The following is a 12,400-nucleotide window of genomic DNA, read 5'->3' as shown; positions in this document are numbered from 1 at the left end:
AATTGCATACCCAAAGTTGGCGATTGCGAGACGTATGCGATCCCATCACCGAATCGAAGACAATTTTCACGAGTCGGCACCGAAATTCGGTGACCGACTCGAGAATTCGAACGGTCCGGCATCGACGCTCTCCCGTGTCACGCCCCGCCACGGTGGGGCGCGGCCGACGCACCGACCTGCGGCCGTCCCATCCTCGCCCGAACGCGGGCAGTCACCTGCCAGATCAAGGTCGTGTCATGGACGCTGATGCACGGCACGCCGAGCGCACGGGCGCGCTGAACGGCAGCCGATTCCTTCGGCGAACAACGTCCGTCCAGGATGTCCTCGGTGACAATGACGCAGAGCACGTCTCCCTCGAATTCGCGGATCGGTTCCATTCCGTGCAGGGCCACCCATTGCCGGACCATCGCCCACTGCGACACATCGTTGTAGCGGGTGGGATTGCCGACGAACAACACGCGGCGAGACCGCCGGGCTCGGGCGACCTCGATGCGGGAGATAGGTGACATGCCGAAGGCTCCTGTCTACGTGAACGGCTGATCCCGGTACGAGACAACTCTCTCCCGTCCCGGTGCCCACGTCTGTCCTCCGATCAGGTCGTGCATCGGATGAATCGCGCCTCCCCCGATCGGGGGACACCCCCGCACGTGAGTGGCACAGTGTGCTCGGGTGCGCATCGGCACTCACATGGGAGGTTGCATGATCACCGTTCTGTGCTGTCGCGGCATCGGTGAGGATCGGGGCGTCAACATGCTCACCAACACCACACAACTGCTGGATCCCGCACGGTTCGTCGTCAAGCAGGTTCCGTGGGAGGCGAGCTACGGACCGGTGCCCGATCCGGGTGGTTCAGCGTTCGACAAGGCACTGTCCGAGGGACGCACACTCCTGTTGCGGATGATCGCGGAGGACCCGAATCCCGTTGTTCTGCTCGGCTATTCGGGAGGCGCCGCGCTCGCCGGCAACGTGGCGGCGGAGGTGGGACGGGGCCAGCACCCCGCCCTGGACGTGCGTGGGGTCGGACTGATCGCCGATCCCCTGCGGCCGGCGTCTCCGGACCTGCCCGGGTGGGGCATCGCCGGGCAACGCCCGATCACAGGGATGCCCGTGTGGCAGATCGCCGATCCGCTGGACGTCATCTGCTGCTGTCCGGGCAACTCGCCGCTGCGCACGTTCGCAGACCAGTCGGCGGCCTTCTCACTCGCCGACCCGGCGGCGTGGGTGGCGGACCTCCTCGACCGGCTCCGCACCCGCAGGTGGCAGGCGGTGATCCTGAACTGGTGGCGACCGTGGACGGTGTGGCAGCAATACTCCGAGGCCATCGACGACGTGAACGGTTACCTGTTCCGGGGCGACCACACCAGTTACTGGGCGCGGCTCGCCCCGGGCACCAATCGCACCTACAGTGAGTTGCTCGCCGATCGCGTCGGCAGCCTTTCCGACTGATCCCCCGCACGCCGAGGGATTTCAGAGTAGGGCCGCACGGGGCGGAGATGCAGATACATGCCTTGCTCAACGCCCTCCCGTCATCGCACTCCCCTCCGTCGTTCTCGGATCGGCAGTTGATCGATGAGGTCCGCGGCATGAACGGCACCGTCATGGGCCCGGATCCGGGCTCCCAGAGTTGCTGCGGTCGTCCTGTGTGGTCCGGCCACGAGCAGCTCGCCAACCGCCGACCGGATGCGCTCGGGCGCTGCCGTCTTGCGGAGGCAACGGGCGACGCCGCGCTGCTCCAGACTGCGGCCGATCATCTTCTGGTCGAGCGCCGGGTGGATCGGCAGAATGACCAAGGGCAGGTCGTGCGCGAGGGCGCGCATAGTGGTGTCGTGTCCGCCGTGTCCGATAACGAGGGTGGCGGTCGGCAGGATCTGTTCGTGTGGAACGTAACCGTGCACTTCGGTGTTCGGACCCGCCGTGAAGCCTGTCGGGTCGACGGACGGTCCGGTGGTGACAACGGTATGGGCAGGCAGTCCACCGACAGCCTCGAGGATGTTCTGCAAGGCCCGCTGTTGCCCGTCGAAGTTGAGGCTGCTGAGGCTGACCAGGATCAGCGGATCGCGTTCGGACACCGGTGTCAACGGGGACGGCATCGGATGTCGCACCACCCCGGTGTAGTGGACTGAGGCGGGCAGGCTTCGATGGGAGGCCGGATCGAGGTCCTTGTCGGTCGTCACCAGCGCCAGGTCCGATGACGTCCACAGCCTCAGTGGCCGCTGACCTTTCAGACGGGCCATCACGGGCGTCACCCCACGTGTCACGCCTTGATACATGAACTCGTAGTAGGTGTGCACCAACGTCACACGCGTCAGTTGCGCGTCGGCGGCGGCCTGCAGGGCCCCATACAGCAGGCAGTCGACCACGACCACGTCTATCGGCTCGCGCGCGACGGTGTCGAGTAGATCGATTCCAGGCCCGGCGTCGGTGAAGACGGCGAGCGATTGGTACAACCCAGTGATACCGGGATGATTTGTGGTCGACTGCCAGGGTCGCGCGTGGGCGTAGGGCGTGAACCGGAAACCGTGTCTTTCGATCCGCCGGCGTTGCTGGGCGTGCCCGAGAAATCGAACCTGGTGACCGCGGTTGCGTGCCTCCGTCGCGATGCCGAGAGCGGGTGGCACGTTGCCGCCGCCGTCCCAGGTGACGAACAGGATGCGTGCCATGGGTGCCTCCAGGGGCTCGGGGTCGCGCCTGATGGGTGTGCCCACGGTTCGAGGCAGACGACGGCCCGGACTGCAACTTGTTTCCAGGGTGATCTCGTCGAGCCTGTGGTCCCGTCCCCATACAGATCCAACGTCGCGGGCGGACCCGACCATCATGTCTACAACGATGATCCCCGGACTATCGGCCGTCAACAGCGGCGGTACAGCCAATGCGCGCAGTTGCAGCCCGGGATCGGCACCCATGACCCTGGTGGCGAATTCACGCGCCGGCATCCCAGAGGGCCCACACGCAATCTCGGTAGACATGGCGACGCCACTGGACATCGGCACCCGAGGACGGGGCGCCGCCATGCTCGCGATGCCCTGCCACTCACCGTTACTTCGACTAGGGGGTGTCTCCTTTGGCGTTCTCGGCGTCCGGAATCTCCGCGTCCGGATTCTCCGCGTCCGGGTTTTCCGCGTCCGGGTTTTCCGCGTCCGGATTCTCACCCGCAGGAGGCTGCTCGGTGGGAGTCTGCTCGGTGGGAGTCTGCTCGGTGGGAGTCTGCTCCGCCGCCGGCGGGTTCTCGACGACGGCCGGCGGCGGCACCACCGCCGGCGGCTGCTGCTGGCCGGCGACCGGAGCCTGCACACCCGCGCCGGAACCACCCTGTCCGCTTCCTTGCCCGCTCCCCTGCGTACCGCCACTGCCATTCGACTCGGGTTCGACAGCCGGCGGTGCGAGTTCCGATGTCGACGGAGGGGTCGTGGCGGCGGCGGATGTCGCCCTGGTCGTCGAGCTGGACGTTTCGGATGTCGGCGTCGGTTCGCCGTCGGACCCGCAGGCCGACAGCGTCAGGAATGCACAACTTGCCGCGATAACCACCGAGCGTTTCAAGGACCATCTCCTTCGTTCGAGTATCTATCGATCGAACGAAACATACGGTCCGTTTGGTACGTTTTGGTGTTCATACGGGGAATCGTCACCGTTCCGACATGAACTGCCGCTCAGCTCTCCGCGTTCCTGCGCGCTGCACGTTTGGCCCAGGCATTGCGGACCATGGACAGCGGCGTCGGCGGCACCCAGCCCAGCTGGACCGCCTGGCCGAGGTCGTCCCGGGTGGCCCAGTGCTCGATGACGCGGCCGTCTTCGACGCGCAACCAGTGCGACTGGTTGACCGCCAACGATCGTCCCGTGGGCGCGAACACCTGGTCGATCGACCCCTGCTCGTCGTAGACGACGAATGGTCCGACGTGCCTGCCCTTCATGATCGTGTAGGCGACGGCGAGGTCGCCCTCGACGACGACATGCTCGACGTCGAACCGCAGCTCGGCGAACGCGGAGCGCAGCCACACCGCGGTAGCGTAGAACGCGTCGGGTCCACGCCCTCGCGTCCGCGGGGGTTCCGTCGCGCTCTCCCGGTTGAATGCGTCCGTGTGGACGACGGAATCGAAATCGGCGCGGCTTCCGTTCGCCATGATCTCCATCGCGCGAACGGCGAGGGATTTCACGTGCTCCGACGGGGCCGGTTCCTCCATGTTCACGGTGCACTCCGCAACAGTCGGTGGGAACTCTCAGTATTCGACCGCCCTCGACTGGAAGTCAACGACCTGATGGGTCCGTTCGAGTGCGGGATTTGCGCGCGCCTCAGCGAAACCGCCGCCGACGGCGGTACCGTCGGGGAGGTGATGGGACTGCCTGATGCTATCTCGGCCTGCTTGTTCGATCTCGATGGTGTGCTCACGGCAACGGCGGTGCTGCACCGGAAGGCGTGGAAACGCACGTTCGACGAGTTCCTGAAGCATCGCGAGGGCGCCAACTTCCGGCCGTTCACCGACCAGGACTACTACGACTACGTCGACGGACGTCCCCGCGCCGACGGGGTCCGGACCTTTCTCACGTCCCGCAACATCACGTTGCCGGAGGGGTCGCCGGATGATCCACCCGGCGCCGAGACCGTGAACGGTGTCGGGAACAGCAAGAACCGGCTGCTGCTGAAAGTCATCGAGGAGGAGGGCGTCAGCCCCTATCCTGGTTCGGTCCGCTACATCAGCGCGGCGTACGACGCCGGCCTGAAGATCGCCGTCGTCACGTCGTCTGCGAACGGCAAGGCCGTCCTCGACGCGGCCGATCTCAGCCGCTACGTGCACGTCCGCATCGACGGGGTGGTGATCAGCGAGCAGGGTCTCCGCGGGAAACCCGCGCCGGATTCATTTCTCGCGGCCGCCCGCGCCCTCAACGTGCACCCCGATCAGGCGGCCGTTTTCGAGGACGCCCTGTCCGGAGTGGAAGCGGGGCGGGCAGGCGAATTCGGCTACGTCGTCGGGGTGAATCGCAACGATCAGGCCGAGGCGTTACGTGAGCACGGCGCCGACGTGGTGGTGAACGACCTGGCCGAACTCCTGGAAAGGTGAGCATGGACGACAAGGGCTACGAGATCTCGCCGTGGCAGCTGCGCTGGCGCGGACTGGATCTGGAGGCGCTGCACGCCACCGAATCCACCTTCGCACTGTCCAACGGACACATCGGGATTCGTGGCACGTTCGAGGAGGGTGAACCGCGCGGTCTCCCCGGCACCTACCTCAACGGGTTCTACGAGCAACGTCCCCTGCCGTACGCGGAGGCGGGCTACGGCTACCCCGAGGACGGGCAGACCATCGTGAACGTGACCGACGGCAGCATCATCCGCCTGCTCGTGGAGGACGAGCCCATGGACATGCGGTACGGGAGTGCACCGGCGCACGAGCGCGTCCTCGACTTCCGATCGGGCACCCTGCGCCGCACCACCGAGTGGACGTCGCCGACCGGTCGCCGCGTGCGCATCCATTCGGAACGTCTGGTCTCGTTCACCTCGCGTGCGGTCGCCGCCATCCACTACGAGGTCGAGCCGCTCGACGGTGACATCGAACTCGTCCTGCAGTCGGATCTACTCGCCAACGAACACATCCCGGCCCGCACGGACGACCCGAGAGTCGCTGCCGCCCTGGATACTCCATTGGTCTCCGATTTCGCTGCCGCCCACGACTTCAGGGCGGTCCTCGCCCACCACACGCGTGCGTCGGGACTGCGGATGGCCGCGGGGATGGACCACGAGGTCGACTACCCCGCCAACGGGCGGTGCAGCATCGAGACCGAGGAGGATCTGGCTCGGCTCACCGTGGCCGTCGACATCCCCCAGGGTGAACGCCTGAAGGTAACGAAATATCTGGCGTACGGCTGGTCGGCGCGGCGGTCGACTCCGGCCCTGCGCGGCCAGGTGGAGGGGGCGCTCGCCGGAGCACTCGAAACCGGCTGGGACACCCTGCTGAAACGCCAGCGCGAGTATCTCGACACCTTCTGGGAGACAGCGGACGTCGAGATCGACGGCGACGCGGAACTGCAGCAGGCGGTGCGGTTCGCGCTGTTCCACGTGCTGCAGGCCGGTGCCCGCGGTGAATCGCGGGCGATCCCGGCGAAGGGCCTGACCGGGCCCGGATACGATGGTCATGCGTTCTGGGACACCGAGACGTTCGTCCTCCCCCTGCTCACGTACACGGTGCCGGACTCGGCCCGCGACGCACTGCGCTGGCGGCACTCCACGCTCGACAAGGCGAAGAACCGCGCCGTACAGCTGGGGCAGGCAGGCGCCGTGTTCCCGTGGCGGTCGATCGACGGAGAAGAATGCTCCGGCTACTGGCCCGCGGGAACCGCAGCCTTCCACGTGGGTGCCGATGTCGCCGCGGCCACGTCCCGGTACCTGGCCGCGACCGGGGACGAGGAGTTCGAAGCCGAATGCGGCGTCGAACTGCTCGTGGAGACCGCCCGGCTGTGGACATCGCTCGGCCACCACAATGCGCAGGGCGAGTTCCGCATCGACGGTGTCACCGGGCCGGACGAGTACACCGCCGTCGCCGACAACAACGTGTTCACCAATCTCATGGCGCAGAAGAATCTGCGCGACGCGGCGGCCGCCTGCGAGAGACGCCCCGGCCTGGCGCGCGAGCTCGGTGTGGACGACGAGGAAGCAGCGCTCTGGCGAGATGCCGCCGAGCACATGCGCATTCCGTTCGACGACGCTCTCGGCGTGCACCAGCAATCCGACGCCTTCACGCACCACGCCGAGTGGGACTTCGAAGGCACACCACCCGAGCATTATCCGCTGCTGCTCCACTACCCGTACTTCGATCTCTACCGCAAGCAGGTGGTGAAGCAGGCCGACCTGGTGCTGGCGATGTATCTTCGGGGCGACGCCTTCACCGACGAACAGAAGATCGCCAATTTCGCCTATTATGAGGCCCTGACGGTTCGGGACTCGTCCCTGTCGGCGTGCGTGCAGTCCGTGATGGCAGCCGAGGTCGGGCAACTTCAACTCGCCTACGACTACCTCGCCGAGGCCGCCCTGACCGATCTCCACGACCTCCACGCCAACGTGGAGAACGGATTGCACATCGCCTCACTCGCCGGGACGTGGATGGCGTGCGTCGCGGGATTCGGTGGGATGCGCGACCACGGCGGCAACATCTCGTTCGCACCGCGGATCCCATCGCAGCTGGTCAATCTGTCGTTCCGGATGACGGTGCGGGGCAGCCAGATCCACGTGGACATCCGCGCCAAGACCGCAACCTACCGCCTGCTGTCCGGTGAACCGGTTCAGCTCGCCCACCACGGCAACCCGTTCATTCTCGACTCCTTCCCGGTCACGCGGCCGATCCCCGAACTGCCGATTGCCGCGCCGGTGCGACAACCGTACGGGCGCGCACCCGTCCGTCGGGGCTGACATCCGATCAGGAGTAGGAGTCGGTCTGCGCGTCTGCGGTCCGGGGTCGTACTGACGCGCCACTTTCCCACGCTTCGGGGCCGAAGCGGCCCTCTGGACGAAACGAGTGGAGTCTAAGTTCGAGAGCTCGCCGTCATGCACACCGAACCTGCGTTGTGCGACAGTGGTGCGATGAGCCCTGTGGTGACGATCGACGCGTTGGCGGAATCGCTGAGCGGCGACGCTCCGCCGGTCCTTCTCGACGTGCGGTGGGCGCTCGGCGACACCGAAGGCAGGCGGCACTATCTCGACGCGCACATTCCCGGTGCCGTGTTCGTCGACCTGGACACCGAACTGGCCGCCCCGGGATCCCCGGAACTGGGCAGGCATCCGCTGCCGACGGTGGCGGACCTCCAGGACGCCGCGCGCCGGTGGGGTGTCCGGGCCGGCAGCCCTGTCGTGGTCTACGACGCCACCGGGAACCTTGCCGCCGCGCGGGCATGGTGGCTGCTGCGCTGGGCCGGAGTTGCGGACGTGTCGATGCTCGACGGCGGTCTCGGCGCGTGGATGTCGGCGGGCCGTCCCGTCCGATCCGGTGACGAGCACCCACCACTGCCCGGTGACGTCGTGCTCACCGCAGGCCACCTGCCGACGCTGACCGCGGACGAGGCCGCCGAGTTCGCCGCCGACGGCTGCCTTCTCGATGCCCGTGCCGCCGAGCGGTATTCGGGCGCGACCGAACCGATTGATCCCCGCGCCGGGCACATTCCCGGTGCCCGCAGCGTCCCGACGTCCGAGAATCTCGGGCCCGACGGACGGTTCGCGCCTGCCGAGGCGCTGCGCGAGCGGTTCGCCGTGGTCGGTGCCGAGCCCGGACGTCCCGTCGGCGTGTACTGCGGATCGGGTGTGACGGCGGCCCACCAGGTTGCGGCGCTCGCGCTCGCCGGCGTCGACGCCGCCCTGTATCCGGGGTCCTGGTCGCAGTGGTCGTCCGATCCCGGGCGGCCGGTCGCCACCGGCCCCGACCGGCGATGACTGCGAGTCACGCCGTCTGACCGACCGTCTCCGCGTCGTGCGCCGGATAGGCGTGGATGAGGGCGGTACTCAGCTTCGGAACCGCATGGGTGAGTGTGTGTTCAGCGGTGTGCGCCACGCGGTGCGCGTCGCGCAGGCTGGTCGAGGGATCGATGTCGAGTTCGGCGTCGGCATGCAGGTGGTGCCCGATCCAGCGCATCTTCACACTCCGCACCCCGACCACCCCCGGTTCGGCGGCGAGGGCCCGTTCGGCGACGTCGACCAGTCCCGGGTCGACGCCGTCCATCAGCCGCCGGAACACGTCGCGCGCCGCAGTCCGCAGCACGAGCAGGATCGCGGCCGTGATGACCAGGCCCACCACCGGGTCGGCGAGCGGAAGCCCGGCCGCGACACCGCCGGCGCCCAATACCACGGCGAGGGAGGTGAATCCGTCGGTCCGTGCGTGCAACCCGTCGGCGACGAGCGCGGCGGAGCCGATCCGCCTGCCGACCCGGATGCGGTACAGCGCCACCCATTCGTTGCCGGCGAATCCGATGACACCGGCGAGGGCCACCCACCCGAGGTGGTGGATGGGCACCGGATCGAGGAGGCGGCGGGTCGCCTCCACACCCGCGACGACCGCGGACAACGCGATCATCACCACGACGAACAACCCGGCGAGGTCTTCGGCCCGGCCGTAGCCGTAGGTGAATCGCCGGGTGGCCGCCCGCCGTCCGAGGGCGAACGCGATCCACAGCGGGACCGCCGTCAGCGCGTCGGAGAAGTTGTGCACGGTGTCGGCGGCGAGAGCGACGGACCCGGACAGCGCCACCACGATCACCTGGGCGAGGGCGGTGACTCCCAGCACCACCAGGCTGATCTTCACCGCCCGGATCCCGATCTCGCTCGCCTCGAGCGCGTCGTCGACGCTGTCCGCGGAGTCGTGGCTGTGCGGGGCGAAGATCTCGCGGATCGCCCCGCGGACGCCGCCCGAATGTCCGTGGCCGTGGCCGTGGGAATGTCCGTGATTCACGAGCCGCCTCCCTCCGCGGCGAGGTCTGCGCCCTCGTGGATGACCTGCAGGTCGCCGCCGGTGGCGCGGTGATGTCCCGGGATGCCGGGGCCCGCGTGCTCGGCATTGAACACGGCGTCGGTGACCAACTGCTGCACGTGCTCGTTGGCGACGCTGTAGTAGATGGACGTTCCCTCCCTCCGCGTGCGCACCAGCCGCGCCATCCGGAGCTTTGCGAGATGTTGCGAGACGGACGGCGCCGGCTTCCCCACCCGTTCGGCCAGCTCGTTCACCGACAGCTCGCCTCACACCAGTTGCCAGAGCACCTGCACCCGGGTGGCGTCGGCGAGCATGCGGAAGACCTCGACCACCAGCCCGACCTGGTCTTCGTCGATTCGGCGCCGACAAGCGCGCTTATCTGCATTCATACGCAGATAATAGGTCACTTCGTTTTGTGATGCATCAGACACCGAAAGGACTTACTTGCTTGCGCTAACGATGTATATAGTTGCTTGCATCAAGTAAGTCGTCCTTCAGGGGTTGCCATGTCCGTCTCGTCAGTGCCTACCGTGCCGTCCGTGTCTCTCGGCACCACCGAAGCGCTCATCGACGAGGTCTTCCTCTTCGGCCGCGTGCTTCGCGACGCCCTGGTGTCGGAAGGCGACGGTCACATCCCGCGCGCGTTGACGGGGGTCCTCCTCGTCCTCGCGGCTCGGGGGGAATGCCGGCAGAACGAACTCGCCACCGAACTGTGTGTCAGCCAGTCCTCACTCAGTCGCCAGATCACCGATCTGGTGGACGTCGGCTACGTCACCCGCCACTCGGATCCCGCCGACGGACGCGCATTCCGAATACGCGTGTCGCCGGAGGGAATGGCCTACGTCAAGCACGTGAGAACACAGCGAGCGGCACGAATGCAGAAGTTGATGACCGGCTGGAACGAAACCGAGGCAGCGATTGCCCTCGAATCCATCCGGCACCTGAAGGAAACACTCTTCGATCCAGAACACCGGATCGTTACGAGCTCGAACCCGATTGGAACACAAAGCGTATGACCGAAACACAGACTCGGCCGCCGGTTGAAGAAACGACGGCCATGACGCACCGCCAAATCCTCGAAGCCCTCACGGGCCTGCTCGCCGCGCTGTTCACCGCGCTGCTGAGCAGCACGATCGTCGCCACCGCCCTCCCCACGATCATCGGCGACCTGAAGGGCACGCAGACCGCGTACGCCTGGGTCATCACCAGCGCCCTGCTCGCCAACGCCGCCTCGACACCCATCTGGGGCAAGCTCGCCGACCTGTTCAACAAGAAGGTCCTCGTCCAGAGCGCGATCGTCATCTTCGTCATCGGTTCGGTGATCGCCGGCTTCGCGCACAACGTGCCGATCCTGCTCACCGCGCGCGTCATCCAAGGCATCGGTATGGGTGGCCTGACGGCTCTCGTCGTCGCCATCATCGGCACCATCGTCGCTCCCCGCGAGCGCGGCCGCTACTCCGGTTACATGGGTGCCGTCATGGCCGTGTCGATGTCGGGTGGCCCGATCCTCGGCGGCGTCATCGTCGACAGCCCCCTCGGCTGGCGCTGGTGTTTCTTCGTGTGCGTGCCGCTCGCCGTCATCGCACTGTTCCTGCTGCAGCGCACCCTGCACCTCGCGACCGAGAAGAAGGACGACGTCTCCATCGACTGGCTCGGCGCCCTGCTGCTGACCGCCGGTGTGTCCATCCTGCTGATCTGGGTCTCGTTCGCCGGCAAGGCCGGCTACTACGAGTGGTTCTCCCGTGAAACGGTCATGTACGTCGGATCGGGTGTGCTCCTGCTGGCCGCGACGATCCTCGTCGAAGCCAAGGCCAAGTCGCCGATCATCCCGCTCAAGATCGTCACGGAGAAGACCACCGGACTCGCCATCATCGCGTCCGTCGCCGTCGGTGTCGGAATGTTCGGATCCACCACGTTCCTCGGCCAGTACTTCCAGACCTCGCGTGGCTACACCCCCACCATGGCCGGAGTGCTCACCATCCCGATGGTCGCCGGCATGCTCCTCGGCACCGTCGGATCCGGACAGCTCATCACCCGCTTCGGCAAGTGGAAGCCGTTCGTCGTCGGCGGCGCCGTCCTCATGATCGTCGGCTTCGGATTGCTCGGCACCATCGATCACGAGACCAGCCTGACCCTCGTCGGCGCATACATCGCGATCATCGGTCTCGGCATGGGCATGCTGATGCAGAACCTGGTCCTCGCGGTGCAGAACACCGTCAGCGTCCAGAACATCGGTGCGGCATCCAGCTCGGTTGCCTTCTTCCGGACCTTCGGTGGCGCGATCGGCGTCTCGGTTCTCGGTTCGGTGCTGGCCACCCGCGTCGCCGACCTGTCGGCCGACGGTTTCGCGAAGCTCGGCATCCCCGCCGGGTCGAGCAGCGGCGGCGGAAGCCTGGACCTGACGTCCATGCCCGCCCCCGTGCAGGGTGTCATCCGCGCCGCATACGGAGACGCGACCGGCCGGATCTTCCTGATCGCCGCCGCCGTCGCCGTCGTCACCCTGATCGCCGTAATCCTGCTGCCCAACCGCCCGCTGCGTCGCACCATCGACCTGTCGAGCGAGCAGGAGCCCGTCCAGGAACCCGAGTACGCCCCCGTTCCGGAGTACGCACTCGAGCCCGACATGGCGCCGATCCAGTCGTCCGAGGTCCGCGGCGGCAGGCACGAGGCCCCCGCCGATCAGCGGCAGCCCTTCGCGGGGTTGAGCGCCGACGCCCGGGACCGTCTCCTGTCCATGCTGCTGCCCCAGCCGGAGCGAACGCTGGAAGCGATCGACGAAGCGGAGAAGATCCGCGACGAGGTCAACCGCCTGCGTAACGATCTCAACGCCAAGCTCGTCGAATTCGACGCGGTCTGGGATCGCCTGCGCGAGCTGGGACTGAGCGAAGAGCAAGTGGCCGGCGTCCTCGGCGGCGGCCACGTGACGGACACCGGCAACGGCGCCCTCATCCACTGAATGA

11 protein-coding genes and 1 pseudogene are annotated in these 12,400 nt (G+C 67.1%); 6 read left to right on the top strand and 6 right to left on the bottom strand.

The genetic code is table 11. From position 1 onward, the window contains the following. Positions 1 to 137 precede the first annotated feature (137 nt). Positions 138 to 509 (bottom strand): hypothetical protein, encoded by a 372-nt coding sequence (locus PSR88_RS27370; RefSeq protein ID WP_016883646.1) that lies wholly within the window; start codon positions 507 to 509, stop codon positions 138 to 140. A 190-nt stretch (positions 510 to 699) separates the two neighbouring features. Here PSR88_RS27370 and PSR88_RS27365 point away from each other — a divergent pair, with 190 nt between their 5' ends. Beyond that, positions 700 to 1,446, top strand: coding sequence for an alpha/beta fold hydrolase (locus tag PSR88_RS27365; protein WP_029539543.1), 747 nt, complete (start codon positions 700 to 702; stop codon positions 1,444 to 1,446). Positions 1,447 to 1,526: 80 nt separating this feature from the next. Here the strand turns inward: PSR88_RS27365 and PSR88_RS27360 are convergent, their stop codons facing one another. From PSR88_RS27360 to PSR88_RS27350, 3 genes are all read right to left on the bottom strand, one after another. After that, positions 1,527 to 2,660, bottom strand: a complete 1,134-nt coding sequence (locus PSR88_RS27360) for a glycosyltransferase (RefSeq protein WP_016883648.1) — start codon at positions 2,658 to 2,660, stop codon at positions 1,527 to 1,529. A 385-nt stretch (positions 2,661 to 3,045) separates the two neighbouring features. After that, on the bottom strand, positions 3,046 to 3,291 hold the full coding sequence (locus tag PSR88_RS27355) for a hypothetical protein (protein ID WP_157180183.1): 246 nt from the start codon (positions 3,289 to 3,291) through the stop codon (positions 3,046 to 3,048). A gap of 356 nt (positions 3,292 to 3,647) precedes the next feature. After that, a complete protein-coding gene (locus tag PSR88_RS27350; protein WP_016883650.1) occupies positions 3,648 to 4,178 on the bottom strand; it encodes an ester cyclase in 531 nt (176 codons plus the stop codon). A 150-nt stretch (positions 4,179 to 4,328) separates the two neighbouring features. Between PSR88_RS27350 and PSR88_RS27345 the strand changes: the two genes are divergently transcribed. From PSR88_RS27345 to PSR88_RS27335, 3 genes are all read left to right on the top strand, one after another. Beyond that, a complete protein-coding gene (locus tag PSR88_RS27345; RefSeq protein WP_011597565.1) occupies positions 4,329 to 5,054 on the top strand; it encodes an HAD family hydrolase in 726 nt (241 codons plus the stop codon). 2 nt (positions 5,055 to 5,056) lie between these two features. Further along, the gene (locus PSR88_RS27340) at positions 5,057 to 7,396 is read left to right on the top strand and encodes a glycoside hydrolase family 65 protein (RefSeq protein WP_011597564.1); all 2,340 of its coding nucleotides are present in this window, start codon (positions 5,057 to 5,059) and stop codon (positions 7,394 to 7,396) included. Between the two features lie 180 nt (positions 7,397 to 7,576). Next, a complete protein-coding gene (locus PSR88_RS27335) occupies positions 7,577 to 8,410 on the top strand; it encodes a sulfurtransferase (RefSeq protein WP_011597563.1) in 834 nt (277 codons plus the stop codon). Between the two features lie 7 nt (positions 8,411 to 8,417). Here PSR88_RS27335 and PSR88_RS27330 read toward each other — a convergent pair whose 3' ends face one another. After that, positions 8,418 to 9,422, bottom strand: coding sequence for a cation diffusion facilitator family transporter (locus tag PSR88_RS27330; RefSeq protein ID WP_016883655.1), 1,005 nt, complete (start codon positions 9,420 to 9,422; stop codon positions 8,418 to 8,420). After that, a pseudogene (locus PSR88_RS27325) lies at positions 9,419 to 9,829 on the bottom strand (ArsR/SmtB family transcription factor). Before PSR88_RS27325 ends, PSR88_RS27330 begins: the two are co-directional and overlap by 4 nt. Before the next feature lie 117 nt (positions 9,830 to 9,946). Here PSR88_RS27325 and PSR88_RS27320 point away from each other — a divergent pair. Together PSR88_RS27320 and PSR88_RS27315 are read left to right on the top strand one after the other, a co-directional pair. Beyond that, complete coding sequence (locus PSR88_RS27320) at positions 9,947 to 10,456, top strand: MarR family winged helix-turn-helix transcriptional regulator (RefSeq protein ID WP_016883656.1); 510 nt, start codon at positions 9,947 to 9,949, stop codon at positions 10,454 to 10,456. Continuing rightward, complete coding sequence (locus tag PSR88_RS27315; protein WP_016883657.1) at positions 10,453 to 12,396, top strand: MDR family MFS transporter; 1,944 nt, start codon at positions 10,453 to 10,455, stop codon at positions 12,394 to 12,396. Before PSR88_RS27320 ends, PSR88_RS27315 begins: the two co-directional genes overlap by 4 nt. Positions 12,397 to 12,400 lie beyond the last annotated feature (4 nt).

Source organism: Rhodococcus sp. DK176 (genome assembly GCF_038447315.2).
Taxonomy (GTDB): domain Bacteria; phylum Actinomycetota; class Actinomycetes; order Mycobacteriales; family Mycobacteriaceae; genus Rhodococcus_F; species Rhodococcus_F jostii_A.
This window is presented reverse-complemented; position numbering and strand designations above follow the sequence as displayed.

Bases quoted from the DNA above. Each gene is read 5' to 3' on its own strand.
- PSR88_RS27360 (WP_016883648.1), bottom strand. From the start codon at position 2,660: ATGGCACGCATCCTGTTCGTCACCTGGGACGGCGGCGGCAACGTGCCA.
- PSR88_RS27350 (WP_016883650.1), bottom strand. From the start codon at position 4,178: ATGGAGGAACCGGCCCCGTCGGAGCACGTGAAATCCCTCGCCGTTCGC.
- PSR88_RS27370 (WP_016883646.1), bottom strand. From the start codon at position 509: ATGTCACCTATCTCCCGCATCGAGGTCGCCCGAGCCCGGCGGTCTCGC.
- PSR88_RS27345 (WP_011597565.1), top strand. From the start codon at position 4,329: ATGGGACTGCCTGATGCTATCTCGGCCTGCTTGTTCGATCTCGATGGT.
- PSR88_RS27320 (WP_016883656.1), top strand. From the start codon at position 9,947: ATGTCCGTCTCGTCAGTGCCTACCGTGCCGTCCGTGTCTCTCGGCACC.
- PSR88_RS27340 (WP_011597564.1), top strand. From the start codon at position 5,057: ATGGACGACAAGGGCTACGAGATCTCGCCGTGGCAGCTGCGCTGGCGC.
- PSR88_RS27365 (WP_029539543.1), top strand. From the start codon at position 700: ATGATCACCGTTCTGTGCTGTCGCGGCATCGGTGAGGATCGGGGCGTC.
- PSR88_RS27315 (WP_016883657.1), top strand. From the start codon at position 10,453: ATGACCGAAACACAGACTCGGCCGCCGGTTGAAGAAACGACGGCCATG.